Raw genomic sequence first — 15,017 nt, 5'->3', positions numbered from 1 at the left:
CCCTTCCACTTGACGAGACAACAGTGTTGTACAACAGTGTTGTCCACAGTGACGAAGGCAACGTTTCGATTCGAGCGTTTCGTCCGGTGTCGCAAGCATGGGTCCAAGGAGGAGCCGCTCACGTGAGTGAATTGCAGATCGCCCGCACCGCCGCGGAACCCGTCGGCGAGAGCGCGACTGAATACAAGGTTCCGATGAGAGACGGCACCGTCCTCGCAACGGACGTGTATCTGCCTGCCGACGTCGCCCATGCACCGACGGTGCTCGTCCGACTGCCATACGACAAGAACAGTCGATACGTGTTCTTCGACAGGATCGCGCGACGATTCACCGACCGCGGTTACGCGATGGTCGTGCAGGACGTGCGTGGGAAGTTTCGGTCGCAAGGGCCGACGGAGCCGTTCGAGCACGAGGTCGACGACGGCTACGACACCATTGACTGGATAGTCGCCCAGGACTGGAGCGACGGCGCGGTCGGCATGTTCGGCGACTCCTACTACGGCTTCACGCAGTGGGCCGCCGTGGTCTCCGCCCACCCAGCACTCAAGGCGATCGTCCCGCGGGTGACGACCTACGAGTTGAACTCAGTGAATCGTGGTGGCCTTGGCGGCTTCGGCAAGCCCGTGCCGTGGATGGAAGGCGCCTACTACCTCGCAACTCACTGGGTCGACCACGAGGCCTACGAATACGACCCGGATTACGACAAACGCCCCCTGACCGACGCGTTCGAGGAGGCATTCGAGGCCATCGGCGCCCGATCCTCGTCGTTCGACTCGCAGACCCCGGTGGCCCGGGCGGACAAGAAGGGACCGTTCGACCTCAAGCATCCACGCGACGCCAAACCCGTCCCCGTCCTGCAGACCGTCGGCTGGTTCGACAATCTGATGATCCCTCAGATGCGCGACGTGATGGAGCTGGAATCGCTTCCCCAGTGGGCGGCAGTGCAATACATCGAGGCCGGCTCCTTCGACCACGAGAACTACATCCTCGACCTCGCCCCCGTAGGAAACGCGGACGACCACGGCGTCGACGACGACGCGTTGGAGCGGATGCTCGACCTCTACACGTCGCAGGCACTGGACTTCCTGGACGTCTTCGTGCGGGGACTCAAGTCACCGGACACACTCCCGAAGGTCCGATGGGAACTCGGCCACGTGGGATGGCAGACGTCGTCGCAGTGGCCGCCTCCGGGAGCGACCACGCGAAGCTTCGACCTCACCGGGTTGAGCAACGCGGCCGGCGCGACCCCGGGCGGCCACCTGGTCGACGCCGGCGCAGGCGAGGCGGGAGAGGTCCAGTGGGGCTTCGATCCGGACGACCTGGTTCCGTCGGCAGTCAAGAACTCCTTCGCCTTCCTCTTCAACTATCCAGATGAAAGCGCGACGGGCGACCGCGGCGACGTGCTGACGTTCACCAGTGAGCCACTCACCGAACCACTCGACCTGGCCGGCCCGATCGAGGTCGAAGCCCGCGTGTCCAGCACGGCGCCCACCGCCGACGTGTTCGTCAAGCTCCTCGACGTCGCCCCAGATGGCAGCGCGCACATGATCGTTCGTGGGCAGGTTCAACTCGACGACGCCAAGAACGTTTCTCGGACGCACGTCAACCTGGGCCACACCGGCTACCGGGTTCGGCCGAATCACGCTCTCCGCGTTCATATTTCGTCAAGCGATTTCCCGCTGTTCGTCCGGAACTCCGGCACCGAAGAGAACCGGTGGACGGTCGTCGAACCACGAGCATCCCAGCAGACGCTTCACGTCTCGGCCGAGTGGCCGGCACGCCTGACCGTAACCGCACTACCGGAGGAACGTAATGATGCTTCGTAAGACGACTGCCTTGCTCACCGTCACCGCCGCGGTCACCTTCGTGGCAGGTTGCGGCGGTGGCGGAGACTCCGCCGAGAACACCAAGGCGGTGGAGGCGCCAACGGACGCTTCGGCCACGACGCCGCCGGGCAAGGGTCCCGTCGACTCGATCAACTGGGCGCTCTCCAGCGGCGAGCCCACGACGCTCGACCCGGTCAAGACGGGCGACTACTCGCCCAACACGGTGCTGATGAACGTCTGCGAGCCACTGCTACGGATGAACGCCGACTACAGCACGTCTCCCGGCCTCGCCGAGAGCTGGACGCAGACTCCGACGAGCGTCGTCTACAAGCTCCGGCCCGGAGTGAAGTTCTCCAACGGCAAGCCCATGACGGCCGAGGACGTCGCAGGCAGCCTGAAGCGCAACATGGACCCGGCGACGGAGCCGATCAACGGTGACTTCTTCACCTCGGTGAAGTCGATCGACGCGACCGGCCCCCTCGAGGTGACGGTGACGATGAACAAGCCGGACATCCTCTTCGCGGAGGGCATGTCAACGGAGTTCGGCGACATCGTCGACGTGGCCGACGCGGCCGCCGCCGGCGCCAGCTACGGCACCGCGAGCCACCCGCCGGTCTGCACCGGCCCGTACAAGGTGGCCAGCTGGAACGCCGGCTCGAGCATCACACTCCAGGCGCGCGACGACTACTGGGATCCCAAGCTCCAGCCGATGGTCAAGACGATCAACTTCAAGTTCCTCGAAGACACGTCCACCCTGACCAGCGCGCTGCTGTCCGGCGAGATCGACGGCACGTACGAAGCACCCTCGACGAGCTTCGACACGCTTCAGAAGACCGACGCGGGCAAGCTCTACCTCGGCCTCAGCACCCAGGTGTTCAACCTGAGTCCCGCGAGCCCGGAGACGCCGATGGCGAAGACGGAACTCGCGCAGGCACTGGACAAGGCAATCGACCGCGCGGCGATCGTCAAGAACGTGTGGCACGGGGCAGGGACGCCCAACCGGGCGGTCATCCCACCCTCATCCTTCGGAAAGGGCCCGGGGGCGGCCGTGTTCCAGAAGGCCTACGACGCGCTACCGGACAACTCCAGGCCCGACATCGAAGGCGCAAAGGCGCTCGTCGCAAAGGTCGGAGCGCCAACCAAGACCATGACCTTGGCGCTGCCCGCCGGCGATCAGTCGCAGTTGCAGATCGCCACGTTCGTCCAGGCGTCCGCGAAGTCGATCGGACTCAACTTCGACCTCAAGCAGATGCCTGCGACCGAGTTCTCGAGCTTGTTCTACGACCCCTCCAAGCGCAAGGACGTCGACCTCGTGCTCAGCGCGGGTTACGTCGAGGTTCCCGACCCGCTGTCGTACGCGATCCTGCTGTTCCCCAAGGATGCGCTGTTCAACTGGACCGGTTTCGACAACCCTCAGGTGGACGCCAACATCGCGAAGTCCCGCGAGGCAACCGATCCGGTGGCATCGGCTCAGGCATACGTTGACGCACAGGCGATCTGGGAAGCACAAAAGCAGCGCGTTCCGATTGGCACGCCGTACGAGCGCTTGTTCATGAACAAGCGGATCACCGGTGCGCCAGCCTCATTCGCCTACATCAACATGCCGTGGGCGGCGATGATCGGGGCGTCGTAGTTGACGATCGTCCGCTTCGTCCTCAGACGGATCGTGGCGCTGGTGCTGACCCTCGTCGTCGCCAGCGTGGTGATCTACGGGCTGCTGTTCATCTCTCCCGGTGACCCTGCCACCCTGCTGGTCGGCGGCGGCAAGCCCAACCCGGAAGTCGTTGCTCGGATTCACCAGGAATACCACTTGGACGACCCGTTCTTCTCGCAGTATGGCCGCTGGGCAACGGGAGTCCTGCGCGGTGACCTGGGGCGCTCAATGGCCTACCGGGACGACGTTTCACATCTGCTGTCGGGGCGGATCCCGAACACGCTGCTGCTGGTGCTCTTCGCCGGTGTGCTGATCGTGATCTTCGGGATCGGTGGCGGCACGCTCGCCGGTTTGCGCGGCGGTCGGGTCGAGACGGCGATCACCGTCGGCAGCTCGGTGGCGATGGCGTTTCCGACCTTCGTCGTCGCGGTGTTCCTCATCGCCATCTTCTCGACTGAGCTCTCCTGGTTCCCGGTCTTCGGTGCCGGAGAGGGGCTCGGCGACAAGCTCTGGCACCTGACACTGCCTGCGATCTCACTGGCACTGGCCTACATCGCGTGGGTGGCACGGGTGACGCAGGTGTCGGTACGCGGCGAGCTTGGCTCTGAGCACGTCGACGCCGCCCGCAGTCGCGGACTGCCCAATCGGTGGATCGTCCGACGCCACGTGCTGCGCAACGCCTCGCCACCAATCCTGGCGGTGTCGGGGCTGATGGTCGCCGGTCTTCTCGCGGGAACGGCGGTGGCCGAGAAGGCATTCGGCATCGACGGGATCGGCTCGTTGCTCGTCGACAGCGCCGCCAAGCAGGACCTCGCCGTCGTCCAAATCCTGTCCCTGATGATGGTGGCCGCCTTCGTGGTGGTCAACACCGTGGTCGACGTGGTCAACGTCGCGCTCGATCCGCGCCAAGCCGTGAAGGGACGCGACTGATGAGCGCAATGGCACTCGCCGGTTCCACGCGAGTCCGACGTGTCACGGGACGGCTCGGCTCCGCCAACGTCGCGGTGGCCGTGGCGGCCGTCATCGGCGTGCTGTTCATTCTGCTGGCCGTCTTCGGCCCGCTCGTCGCGCCGCACGATCCCACCGAGCTCGACCAACTCAACCTCTTCGCCAGCCCCTCGCCCGCACATCTGCTCGGAACCGACGACACCGGCCGCGACCTGTTGTCCCGACTGATCCATGGAGCCCGTCCAAGCCTCGTCGCCCCAGCCGTGGTGATGGTGCTGGCCGGAGTGGTCGGCACGCTGCTGGCCGTGTCCGCCGCATGGTTCGGTGGATGGTGGGACGCAATCGTGGCGCGCTTCCTGGACCTGCTGTTCGGCTTCCCTGGATTGATTCTCGCGATCGTCGCCGCGGCCGTCTTCGGCAGCGGCCTCGTCGCACCGGTGATCGCCCTGTCGATCGCCAATGTTCCCTACGTGGCCCGCATCCTGCGTCCGGCCGCGCTGCGCGAGCGCAACCTCCCCTACGTCGAGGCACTCGTCGTGCAGGGCCAGTCGCCGTGGCGAATATGCCTACGCCACCTCGTGCCGAACCTCGCGCCACTCATCGTCACCCAGATCGTCGTCGGCTACGGCTACGCAATGCTCGACATCGCGGCGATTTCCTTCCTGGGGCTCGGCCTTCAGCCGCCCAGCCCAGAATGGGGACTCATGGTCGCCAACGGCAAGCCGGCAATCGTGGATGGTCACCCCGCTCAGTCTCTCTATGCAGCCCTCACGATCGTGCTTGCGGTGGTGGCCTTCAACGTGATCGGTGAACGTGTGTCTCAGCGGCTCCTAGCGCAGGGGGCACGATGACGACACCGTTGCTCGAGGTCGACTCGCTCAGCGTCACACTTCCCGTAGACGGCCGTCCCCAGACGGTCGTGAGCGACGTGTCGTTCTCCGTGGGCGCCGGCGAGGCGCTCGGCTTGGTTGGCGAATCCGGATCGGGAAAGTCGATGACCGCGCGAGCGATCATGCGACTTCTTCCCAACGGCGCGTCCACCCTGGGAGACGTTCGGTTCGACGGCACGTCGGTTCCCGACATGAGCGCCAAGTCCCTACGCGAGTGGCGCTCGATGCGGGTGGCGATGGTGTTCCAGGACCCGCGAGCGCACATCAACCCGGTTCGCCCGATCGGCGACTTCCTGTGCGAGGTCCTCGTCGCCAACCGCAAGGTCGGGCGCAAGGAAGCCGAGCGGCGCGCCGTGGAAGCTCTTCGCACCGTGCACGTCGCCGACGCCGAGCGGCGGCTCCGCCAGTACTCCTATGAATTCTCCGGCGGTCTCCTGCAGCGGGTGATGATCGCCGCGGCGCTCATCACCGAGCCGCAACTACTGCTCGCCGACGAGCCGACGACCGCACTGGACGTGACAACGCAGGAAGAGGTGATGGCGATCATCGACGAGCTACGCCGCGACAGGCAAATGAGCATGGTCTTCATCACGCACGACCTGGAATTGGCTGCCGCAGTGTGCGACCGAACGGCGGTCATGTACGCCGGGCGGCTGGTCGAAGAACGAGCTTCGGACAGACTCCATCGCGACGGTGCCCATCCCTACACGCGCGCGCTCCTCGGTGCGCGTCCAAGCCTCGACGTCGACGGTGAACGGGGGACGCTCGCAGCGATCCCCGGCAGGCCACTGGCCGGCTACGAGGCACCCGACGGCTGCGCCTTCGCAGACCGCTGTCCGTATTGCCAGCCCGTGTGCCGCTCGGAGCGGCCCGAGCTCACGCCAGTTCACAACGGCCTCGCAGCATGCCATTTCGCCGAACGGATCGCCGACGGCACCGTGCTTGAGGGGCTGCCTCGTGCCTGAGACTCTGCTTGCGGTCGACGGGCTACGAAAGCTCTTCGGGCACCACGTCGCGGTTGCCGGCGCCACGTTCTCGGTGGCGGCGGGTGGCTCGCTGGCCATCGTCGGCGAGTCCGGCTCCGGCAAGACGACCGTCGCCCGAATGATCGCCGGCCTCGAACGTCCGAGCGCTGGGACCATCACCGTCGAGGGCGTCGACCGTCCCGGTGGCCGGGTGTCGACGACGCTGCGTCGGCGTTGGGCGCGGCAAATTCAGATCGTGTTCCAAGACCCGTATGGGTCGCTCGACAGGCGCCAGAGCGCGCGCGACTCGCTGCGAGAGATTCTCTCGCTACACGACTCGGACCTCGACGATCGCGGCGTCACCGCGCGAATCGAGCACCTGCTCGAGCAAGTCGGGCTGGGCACCCGCCAAGCTGACGCGTCGCCACGCGCCCTGTCGGGTGGGCAGCGTCAGCGCGTCGCGATCGCCCGCGCGCTTGCCGCCGACCCTCAGCTCCTCATTCTCGACGAAGCCGTCGCGGCGCTCGACGTGTCCATTCAGGCGCAGATCCTCAACCTGCTCGCGCAGATCCGCCGCGACTCGGGCACGGCATTCCTCTTCATCACACACGACTTGGCCGTCGCCCGGCACATCGCCGACGACGTGATCGTCATGCACCGCGGCGAAATCGTGGAGCGAGGTCCGATCGACGACGTACTACGGACGCCCAGCGAGGACTACACGAAGAAGCTCATCGCATCGGTCCCCCGACCCGGGTGGAAACCGCGGCGGGGAGAGGCAGTGATCGGATAGCCCTGGCGAGCGGAGCAGTTCAGGACGCTCCAGGCGCGATGACGCGAGTCACGCTCTCCCGCAACATTTCTCGCCGCCCATCATGGATGGACTCGGCCTCGGCACTGGTCGCCGAGTACACGTTGCTCACCGGTGACCACGCCATCGACATGGCAATCACCATCGCCATCAGGTCGAAGGGCTCGCCGTCGCGCACCAGCCCGTGGCGCTGGGCGTCGGCGATGGCCGCGAGCTTCGCAGTGTCGAACCGGTCGGCGTCTCCCACCAGATGCCCGGACGGTTGGCGCTCGAGGCGCGCCCACGTCGCCAGTCGAATGAGGTCCGGCCGGCGTAGGTACTCGTCGTAGAGCCGCACCGCCCAGCCCGGGAGGTCGGTGGCGTCCATCGGCACCACGTCCATGATGCGCTCCAGCGACGCGACGAAGATCGCGTCGAACAGCGCGTCCTTGTCCCCGAAGTAGCCGTAGAGCTGCGCCTTGTTGGTGCGCGCGGCGCTCACGATCCGGTCGATTCTCGCGCCGGCGATGCCGTACTGGGCGAACTCGGCGGTGGCGGCGGCCACGATCCGCTCCTGGGTCGCGAACCCCCGGGGAGTGGCGGGTGCGGCTGTCATCAGCGCCACCCTAGACCAACACCTGCAGCGAGATGTAGCCTCAAACAAACCAACTAGTCTGTTTATTAGAAGGGTTTCCCATGACGACCACCGGGCTCGCTCCGAGCTCTCCCGACGGCGCGCTGGGTCGCGTCGCGCTGCAACGACGAGAGCTGCGCGACGACGACGTGGCCATCCGCGTCGACTTCTGCGGGGTCTGCCATTCCGACTTACACGCCCTGCGCGCGTGGACGCCGCAGTCGCCCGGGCTACTCGTCCCGGGCCACGAGTTCACCGGTGTCGTCCTGGCCACGGGGGACGCCGTGTCGGCGTTCACGCCGGGTGACCGGGTCGCCGTCGGCAACATCGTCGACTCATGCGGTCACTGCGCGATGTGCCGACGTGGCCAGGAGAACTTCTGCCACGAGTCCCCCACGTTGACCTACGGCGGAACCGATCGACACGACGGATCACCGACGCTGGGCGGCTACTCCCGCGAGATCGTCGTCGCCGAGGGTTTCACCTATGCGCTACCCGCCGCGCTGGACCCCGCCGCGGCCGCACCCTTGATGTGCGCCGGAATCACCGTGTGGGAACCGTTGCGCACCTTGGGCGTTGGACCCGTCACGTCGGTCGCGGTGGTCGGGATTGGCGGCCTCGGCCACCTCGCCGTCAAGATGTCGGCGGCGCTCGGCGCCGAGACGACTGCCATCGGACGGTCTACGGCGAAGGCCGAAGACGCGCGGCGACAGGGAGCCTCGGAGTACCTGGTGTCGTCCGACGCCGCGGCCATGGCGGCGGCGCGCGACCGCTTCGACGTCGTGATCGACGCGATCCCGGTCGACCATGATCCGGCGCCGTACCTGGCGCTGACCGGGTTGGACGGAACCCTGTGCCAACTCGGTTATCTCGGGCCCATGTCCGTCAATGCCATGGACCTGCTGATCGGTCGAAAGAAGCTCACCTCGGCGGGCAGCGGCGGACGCCCGGCGACTGCCGAGATGCTCGAGTTCTGCGCAGCGCACCATATCGAATCCGACGTCGAGATTCTCCCGTCGGCCGACGTCGACGTCGCACTGGATCGCTTGGAGCGCAACGACGTTCGGTACCGCTTCGTCCTGGACATGTCCGACCTCGACGACTAGTCCGCTACTCCCCGCGGGTGTCGATCACGCGCTGGGCGACGTCGAGCAGCTTGGTGTTGGTGTCCTGCGACAGCTGACGGAGCATCGAGAACGCCCGCACGTCGTCGATCTTGAAGCGCTCCATGATGATGCCCTTGGCCTGCCCGATCCGGTCGCGCGTGGACAGCGCCGACTGCAGCTGCTCGCCCTCCCGGCTCGCCAGGATCGCCGCCGCCGCGTGGGCCGCGAGGATCATGCCGATCGACTCCGCCTCGCTGTCCCACAGCTTGGGCTCGAGCCCGAACAGGTTGAGGGCGCCCGCCGTGCGGTCGGCGGTGTACAGCTTGAACGACAACGCGCTGAGCACGCCGAGCTTCACGACCTCCGGGGCGTAGTTCGGGAACCGGGGCTCGTCGCGGAAGTCGTCGGTGCGGACCACGATCTCGTCCAGCGCCGCCTCGACGCAGGGACCCTCGTTGTAGCGCATCTGTAGTTCGTCGAGTTTGAACATCAGCTCGCTGGTTGGCGCGAGGGTTTCGAAACTGCCGGCCTTGCCGATGAGTAGGACGCCCGCGAAGTCGACGCCGGGGATGAGTTCCTTGGCGGTAGCGGTGACGTCGGCGAGTACGTCGTCGACCTTCCGCAGCGCGGTGACCCGCGCCAACTCCGCCATGCGCATGGCGAGGTCGTGGTTCTGCAACTTCATGATGGCATTTTGCACTCTATCTCCGTCGCCAAGCACGTTTGTGACCGCCGAGCACGGGAAATGCGCTCAGTCAGGTGTGCTTGAGTGTCGACACTCAAGCAAACCTAGGTCCCGCCGGTTCAGACTAGAGCCGGTGGGGCCGTTTTGATTAAACGATTTGTCCAGTCACTCTGCTAATTGTAGTAGCGTCCGGAGCATGGCCGATGCGAACGTGTGGATCCTCGGGGGTTACCAGAGCGATTTCGCTCGCAATCTCACCCGCGAGGGCGTCGACTTCGCCGGGTTGACCGCAGAGATCGTCACCTCGACGCTGCACGCCGCCAAGATCGACGCCGCCGACGTCGGCGTCGTCCACGTCGGCAATGCGTTCGGCGAGATGTTCGCTGCTCAGGGCCACCTCGGCGCCATGCCCGCCACCGTGGTGGACGGCCTCTGGGACACCCCGTCCTCGCGCCACGAGGCGGCCTGCGCCTCCGGGAGCATCGCCACCCTCTCCGCCATCGCGGACCTGCGCTCCGGCGCCTACGAAACGGCCCTCGTCGTCGGCGTCGAGCTGGAGAAGACCGTCCCAGGCGACATCGCCGCGCAATACCTGGGTGCCGCCGCCTGGACCGGCCAGGAGGGACAAGACGCGCGGTACATGTGGCCATGGACGTTCTCCGAGGTGGCCGACGAGTACGACCGCCGGTTCGGCGTCGACGAGGTCCATCTCCGCGCCATTGCCTCGCTCAACCTCGCCAACGCGCGCCGCAACCCCAACGCACAGACCCGCGACTGGTCGGTGCCGACCCCACTGACCGACGACGACGTCGCGAACCCCGTCGTCGAGGGCAGGATTCGTCGATTCGACTGCAGCCAGATGACCGACGGCGGCTCCGGCGTCGTCCTCGTCACCGACCGCTACCTGCGGGACCACCCCGGCGTGACGCCCTTGGCGCGCATCGACGGCTGGGGACACCGCACCGTGGGCTTGGGTTTGCGGCAGAAACTCGACCGCTCCGCCGAGAACCCCTACGTGATGCCACACGTCCGCCAAGCCGTTCTCGACGCGTTCGACCGCGCGCACGTGACCCTGGACGACCTCGACGGGATCGAGGTGCACGACTGCTTCACCCCCAGCGAGTACCTCGCCATCGACCACATCGGACTGACCGGGCCTGGGGAATCCTGGAAGGCCATCGAGAACGGCGAGATCGAAATCGGCGGGCGATTGCCGATCAACCCCAGCGGCGGACTCATCGGCGGCGGCCATCCGGTCGGGGCGTCGGGGGTGCGCATGCTCCTCGACGCCGCCAAGCAGGTCAGTGACACCGCGGGCGACTACCAGGTCGACGGCGCACGCACCTTCGGCACCCTCAACTTCGGCGGAAGTACCGCCACCACAGTCAGTTTCGTCGTCGCCGGCGTGCCGGCAATCTAACCTCAGCGGCCAAGGAGTAACGCAATGAACGTAGAAGTGGTCGGCAAGTTCCTCACCACGCTGCCCGACGACGACGACCATCCGTATCGCACCGGGCCGTGGCGACCACAGTCGACCGAGTGGGACGCCGACGACCTGACCGTCGTCTCCGGTGAGCTTCCGCGCGATCTCGACGGCGTCTACCTCCGCAACACCGAGAACCCCCTGCACCCCGCGCTGAAGGCCTACCACCCCTTCGACGGTGACGGCATGATGCACGTCGTCGGCTTTCGCGACGGAAAGGCGTTCTACCGCAACAGGTTCGTCCGCACCGACGGCCTCGCCGAGGAAGAGGAGGCGGGCGGCCCCCTGTGGCCAGGGATCGCCGAGCCGGTCGGGTTGGCCAAGCGCGACCATGGCTGGGGCGCACGGACGTTGATGAAGGACGCGTCCAGCACCGACGTGACCGTGCACCGCGGCACCGCGCTGACCAGCTTCTACCAGTGTGGCGACCTGTACCGGGTCGACCCGCTGACCGGCGCCACCCTCGGCAAGCAGGAATGGAACGGCGCGTTTCCCCATCAGTGGGGCGTGTCCGCGCACCCCAAGGCCGACGACAAGACCGGCGAGCTGTTGTTCTTCAACTACTCGAAGCAGGAACCGTTCATGCACTACGGCGTCGTCGACGCCACCAACGAACTGGTGCACTACGTCGACGTGCCGCTCCCCGGTCCGCGGCTGCCCCACGACATGGCGTTCACCGAGAACTACGCCATTCTCAACGACTTTCCGATGTTCTGGGCGCCCGAATATCTTGAACGCAACGCGCACGTCCCACGCTTTCACCGCGACATGCCGTCCCGTTTCGCCGTCATCCCCCGGCGCGGCCAGACCTCGCAGATCCAGTGGTTCGAGGCCGATCCGACCTACGTCCTGCACTTCACCAACGCCTACGAGGACGGCGACGAGATCGTCCTCGACGGGTTCTACCAAGGGGACCCGGAGCCAAGCGACAACGGGCTCGGCGACAAGTGGCAGCGCGCCTTCCGCTTCCTCGCGCTGGACCGCATGCAGGCGCGCCTGCACCGCTGGCGGTTCAACCTGGTCACCGGCGGGGTGCGCGAAGAGCAGTTGTCGGACTCCATCACCGAGTTCGGGATGATCAACCCCGGGTACGCCGGCGGGAAGTACCGCTATGCGTACGCCGCGACGGGCAAGCCCGGCTGGTTCCTGTTCGACGGCCTCGTCAAGCACGACCTGCACACCGGCGCCGAGGAACGCTTCGCCTTCGCCGACGGGGTCTACGGCAGCGAGACGGCGATGGCGCCCCGAGTCGGAAGTACCAGCGAGGACGACGGCTACCTCGTCACCATCACCACCGACATGAACGCCGACGCCTCGTACTGCCTGGTGTTCGACGCCGCCAGGGTTGGCGACGGGCCGGTCTGCAAACTGGCTCTGCCGGAACGCGTTTCGAGTGGAACTCACTCGACGTGGGCCGCTGGGGCCGAGCTGCGCCGCTGGCAGCAGACCGACACCGCCGCAGAGGCGATCGGTCTGTAGTGGAGCCGGGAGGCGTCAACGCCGTCGGCCGGATGCTGGGCGTGCTCGGCGACGAGTGGACGCTGCTGCTCGTTCAACAGTCGCTGCTCGGGGCGACCCGCTACGGCGAATTCGCTGCCCGCCTTCCGATTTCGCACGCCGTGCTCACGAAACGGCTGACGGCGTTGACGGCCGACGGCCTGCTGGAGCGCACCATCTATCAGCAGCGCCCGCCGCGGTACGAGTACGTGCTGACGCCGAAGGGTCGATCGCTGTGGCCGGTGCTGACGGCGATCTGGGGGTGGGAACGCCGCTGGGTGCCCGATCACGCCGAGCGGTTGCCCACGATGCACCACCTCAGCTGCGACGCCGAGTTCGCGCCGCACATCACCTGCCGGGCGTGCGACCAGGTGGTCACGGAGAAGGAGCTGACCGTCGCGTGGGGTCCGAGCGGGTCGTGGAAACGGTCCATGCCCGCCGAGTCGACGCGACGCCGGGCGACGTCCGAAGCGGCCGGACGGGCGGGCCTGTTCCCGGAGACCATGACCATCCTCGGCAACCGTTGGGCGTTCGCCCTCTTGGTGGCCGCGTTCGTCGGCACTACGCGGTTCAACGCCTTCGCCGGCCAGCTCGGCGCTCCCCCTGGCTCGCTGACCGACCGGCTGCAGAGCCTCACCGCGGGTGGCGTTCTGGACGCCGCCGGTGGGCGCTACGCGCTCACCGAGAAGGGCCGGGCGACGTTTCCGATTCTGATCACCGCTCTGCAGTGGGCGCAACGATGGTTCCCGGCCCCGGAGGGTCCGGCCGTACTCCTGCGACACGTGTCGTGCGGTCACGCGTTCGAGGCCGTGCTCAGTTGCGACCAGTGCGCCGGGGCGCTGCGTGGCGCCGACGTGGAGGACCGACGCTGAGCCCGAAGGTGTTGCCGCAGTCCAACACTGGGGAAAAATTCTTCTAGAAAATTATTGGCACTCTCACCGGTCGAGTGCTAATTTGGGAGTCGCACAGTGATTGATAGCCCGCCGAAGGGGCGGGCGGCGAGTAGACAAAGGGAGGTGGATTACTGTGCTTCGTTTTGATCCGTTCGGTGACCTCGACCTGTTGACCCGCGGTCTGCTCAACGGCCAGTCCGGATCGAATCGCAGTCCTCGGTTCATGCCGATGGACCTCTGCAAGGTCGACGACCACTATCTGCTGACTGCCGATCTGCCGGGCGTCGACCCGGGATCGGTGGACATCGACGTCGACGCCGGCACGCTGACGATTTCCGCGCACCGGACCGCTCGCAGCGAGGACTCGGTCCAGTGGCTGACCAACGAGAGGTTCTTCGGCACCTACCGCAGGCAGCTATCCCTTGGCGAGGGCGTCGACGCCTCCGCGATCAGCGCGACCTACGAGAACGGCGTGCTGAACGTGACCATTCCCATTGCGGAAAGGGCGAAGCCGCGCAAGGTGCAGATCGCCCACGGCGGAAAGCAGACGTCCATCGAGGCGAACACCGTCGACGCCGGTTAGCGTCCGACGTTGGATCGGTGACGGCACCCGCGCGGCGTCGTCACCGGTCCAACCGGAACCGAAGGTTGTTGCGCACCGACGGCCACTCGGCGTCCAGGATCGAGTACACGACGGTGTCGCGCCGGGAACCGTCGGGCAGCAGTTGGTGGCTGCGGAGAATGCCGTCGCGCTTGGCGCCCAACCGCTCGATGGCGGCGCGGCTGGTCGAGTTGAAGAAGTGCGTGCGGAATTCGACTGCGACACAACCCAACTGATCGAAGGCGTGCCCGAGCATCAGCAGCTTGCATTCGGTGTTGACCCCGGACCGTCGCACGTCCTGGCGGTACCAGGTGTACCCGATCTCCAGTCGGCGGTTGGGCGCGTCGACGTGGCAGAAACTCGACGATCCGACCAGCGTGCCGTCGAGCGCCCGCACCACGAACGTCAGACCGGTGTCGGGGTGCTGCACGGCCAGCCTGCCGTCGATCCACTCCTGTGCGGTCTCCGGCGTCGGGGCACTGGTGAACCACAGCGGCCGGACGTCGGCCGTGGCCGCGACGATCTCCGGAACGTGCTCAGGAGTCAGGGGCTCCAAGCGCACCCACCGATCCCCGGCGAGGTGCACGGGTTCCACGAAAGCGGTCATCGAGTACGTCCCATCCCAGCCCACGCCGCCACCATGGCGAACACCGACAGCACGGCGGCTGCCACGACGGCCCCGCCTCCGACGTAGAGGCCGTAACCCGCGGCGATCGGGTTGCCGACGTACAGCCGGTAATACCACAGCACCAACACCGCCAGGATCACCGAAATACCAAGGGCTGCAGTCGAAGCAATCTTGGGGCGGAGGCTCCTGGCCGACATTGCCGCAGCCACGATCAACACCGAACTCAGCACGACGATCAGCTGGCCGACCCCGAACCCGTTCGGTGGCACGCCGATCGAGCCGTACTTTCCACCGATCGCATTCGCTCGGCCGCCGCCGTCGGCGCTGGTGACCAGCCACGGCAGCCACGCACTGACCAACAGCACCGTCGAGCAGAACACGACGAACCATCCGGGGCGCAGGCGAGCCATGCGACGA

The 15,017-nt window shown here is 66.6% G+C and carries 15 protein-coding genes; 11 read left to right on the top strand and 4 right to left on the bottom strand.

The genetic code is table 11. The features are described 5' to 3' along the window. The first annotated feature begins 122 nt into the window (after positions 1 to 122). From ASD37_RS07670 to ASD37_RS07645, 6 genes are read left to right on the top strand one after another with little or no spacing between them, the layout of a single operon-like run. Entirely contained in the window at positions 123 to 1,826 is a 1,704-nt protein-coding gene (locus tag ASD37_RS07670) for a CocE/NonD family hydrolase (RefSeq protein ID WP_200959800.1), read from the top strand. Further along, positions 1,816 to 3,459: an ABC transporter substrate-binding protein gene (locus tag ASD37_RS07665; protein WP_156720782.1), complete on the top strand. Its 1,644-nt coding sequence runs from the start codon at positions 1,816 to 1,818 to the stop codon at positions 3,457 to 3,459. The genes ASD37_RS07670 and ASD37_RS07665 overlap by 11 nt, the downstream gene beginning before the upstream one ends. Next, positions 3,460 to 4,410, top strand: coding sequence for an ABC transporter permease (locus ASD37_RS07660; protein WP_200959791.1), 951 nt, complete (start codon positions 3,460 to 3,462; stop codon positions 4,408 to 4,410). It abuts the gene before it with no gap. Continuing rightward, a complete protein-coding gene (locus ASD37_RS07655; protein ID WP_056550197.1) occupies positions 4,410 to 5,279 on the top strand; it encodes an ABC transporter permease in 870 nt (289 codons plus the stop codon). The genes ASD37_RS07660 and ASD37_RS07655 overlap by 1 nt, the downstream gene beginning before the upstream one ends. After that, on the top strand, positions 5,276 to 6,283 hold the full coding sequence (locus ASD37_RS07650; RefSeq protein ID WP_056550194.1) for an ABC transporter ATP-binding protein: 1,008 nt from the start codon (positions 5,276 to 5,278) through the stop codon (positions 6,281 to 6,283). Before ASD37_RS07655 ends, ASD37_RS07650 begins: the two co-directional genes overlap by 4 nt. Then, positions 6,276 to 7,076 (top strand): ABC transporter ATP-binding protein, encoded by an 801-nt coding sequence (locus ASD37_RS07645; RefSeq protein ID WP_056550190.1) that lies wholly within the window; start codon positions 6,276 to 6,278, stop codon positions 7,074 to 7,076. Before ASD37_RS07650 ends, ASD37_RS07645 begins: the two co-directional genes overlap by 8 nt. A gap of 19 nt (positions 7,077 to 7,095) precedes the next feature. Here the strand turns inward: ASD37_RS07645 and ASD37_RS07640 are convergent, their stop codons facing one another. Then, entirely contained in the window at positions 7,096 to 7,689 is a 594-nt protein-coding gene (locus ASD37_RS07640; RefSeq protein ID WP_056550308.1) for a TetR/AcrR family transcriptional regulator, read from the bottom strand. Between the two features lie 80 nt (positions 7,690 to 7,769). On the opposite strand from ASD37_RS07640, the gene ASD37_RS07635 reads away from it, so the two are divergent. After that, a complete protein-coding gene (locus tag ASD37_RS07635; protein ID WP_056550187.1) occupies positions 7,770 to 8,813 on the top strand; it encodes an NAD(P)-dependent alcohol dehydrogenase in 1,044 nt (347 codons plus the stop codon). A 4-nt stretch (positions 8,814 to 8,817) separates the two neighbouring features. Here ASD37_RS07635 and ASD37_RS07630 read toward each other — a convergent pair whose 3' ends face one another. Beyond that, positions 8,818 to 9,498 (bottom strand): ANTAR domain-containing protein, encoded by a 681-nt coding sequence (locus ASD37_RS07630; RefSeq protein WP_056550185.1) that lies wholly within the window; start codon positions 9,496 to 9,498, stop codon positions 8,818 to 8,820. Positions 9,499 to 9,694: 196 nt separating this feature from the next. On the opposite strand from ASD37_RS07630, the gene ASD37_RS07625 reads away from it, so the two are divergent. The 4 genes from ASD37_RS07625 (at position 9,695) to ASD37_RS07610 (ending at position 13,954) form a co-directional block, all read left to right on the top strand. Further along, entirely contained in the window at positions 9,695 to 10,918 is a 1,224-nt protein-coding gene (locus tag ASD37_RS07625; RefSeq protein ID WP_056550182.1) for an acetyl-CoA acetyltransferase, read from the top strand. A 24-nt stretch (positions 10,919 to 10,942) separates the two neighbouring features. Beyond that, positions 10,943 to 12,460, top strand: a complete 1,518-nt coding sequence (locus ASD37_RS07620; protein WP_056550179.1) for a carotenoid oxygenase family protein — start codon at positions 10,943 to 10,945, stop codon at positions 12,458 to 12,460. Between the two features lie 32 nt (positions 12,461 to 12,492). Next, positions 12,493 to 13,350, top strand: coding sequence for a helix-turn-helix domain-containing protein (locus ASD37_RS07615; RefSeq protein ID WP_056550306.1), 858 nt, complete (start codon positions 12,493 to 12,495; stop codon positions 13,348 to 13,350). A gap of 154 nt (positions 13,351 to 13,504) precedes the next feature. Next, a complete protein-coding gene (locus tag ASD37_RS07610; protein ID WP_056550174.1) occupies positions 13,505 to 13,954 on the top strand; it encodes an Hsp20/alpha crystallin family protein in 450 nt (149 codons plus the stop codon). 40 nt (positions 13,955 to 13,994) lie between these two features. Here the strand turns inward: ASD37_RS07610 and ASD37_RS07605 are convergent, their stop codons facing one another. Both ASD37_RS07605 and ASD37_RS07600 read right to left on the bottom strand, forming a co-directional pair. Continuing rightward, on the bottom strand, positions 13,995 to 14,579 hold the full coding sequence (locus ASD37_RS07605; protein WP_056550171.1) for a GNAT family N-acetyltransferase: 585 nt from the start codon (positions 14,577 to 14,579) through the stop codon (positions 13,995 to 13,997). After that, positions 14,576 to 15,010 (bottom strand): hypothetical protein, encoded by a 435-nt coding sequence (locus ASD37_RS07600; protein ID WP_056550168.1) that lies wholly within the window; start codon positions 15,008 to 15,010, stop codon positions 14,576 to 14,578. The genes ASD37_RS07605 and ASD37_RS07600 overlap by 4 nt, the downstream gene beginning before the upstream one ends. Positions 15,011 to 15,017 lie beyond the last annotated feature (7 nt).

This window comes from Mycobacterium sp. Root135, from assembly GCF_001426545.1.
Lineage (GTDB): Bacteria > Actinomycetota > Actinomycetes > Mycobacteriales > Mycobacteriaceae > Mycobacterium.
The sequence above is the reverse complement of the archived record's forward strand: the minus strand, read 5'-3'. Positions and strand labels throughout refer to the sequence as shown.

Coding starts and splice junctions, on each gene's coding strand:
- ASD37_RS07630 (WP_056550185.1), bottom strand. CDS start 9,498: ATGAAGTTGCAGAACCACGACCTCGCCATGCGCATGGCGGAGTTGGCG.
- ASD37_RS07620 (WP_056550179.1), top strand. CDS start 10,943: ATGAACGTAGAAGTGGTCGGCAAGTTCCTCACCACGCTGCCCGACGAC.
- ASD37_RS07600 (WP_056550168.1), bottom strand. CDS start 15,010: ATGGCTCGCCTGCGCCCCGGATGGTTCGTCGTGTTCTGCTCGACGGTG.
- ASD37_RS07655 (WP_056550197.1), top strand. CDS start 4,410: ATGAGCGCAATGGCACTCGCCGGTTCCACGCGAGTCCGACGTGTCACG.
- ASD37_RS07615 (WP_056550306.1), top strand. CDS start 12,493: ATGCTGGGCGTGCTCGGCGACGAGTGGACGCTGCTGCTCGTTCAACAG.
- ASD37_RS07665 (WP_156720782.1), top strand. CDS start 1,816: ATGCTTCGTAAGACGACTGCCTTGCTCACCGTCACCGCCGCGGTCACC.
- ASD37_RS07605 (WP_056550171.1), bottom strand. CDS start 14,579: ATGACCGCTTTCGTGGAACCCGTGCACCTCGCCGGGGATCGGTGGGTG.
- ASD37_RS07640 (WP_056550308.1), bottom strand. CDS start 7,689: ATGACAGCCGCACCCGCCACTCCCCGGGGGTTCGCGACCCAGGAGCGG.
- ASD37_RS07635 (WP_056550187.1), top strand. CDS start 7,770: ATGACGACCACCGGGCTCGCTCCGAGCTCTCCCGACGGCGCGCTGGGT.
- ASD37_RS07625 (WP_056550182.1), top strand. CDS start 9,695: ATGGCCGATGCGAACGTGTGGATCCTCGGGGGTTACCAGAGCGATTTC.
- ASD37_RS07650 (WP_056550194.1), top strand. CDS start 5,276: ATGACGACACCGTTGCTCGAGGTCGACTCGCTCAGCGTCACACTTCCC.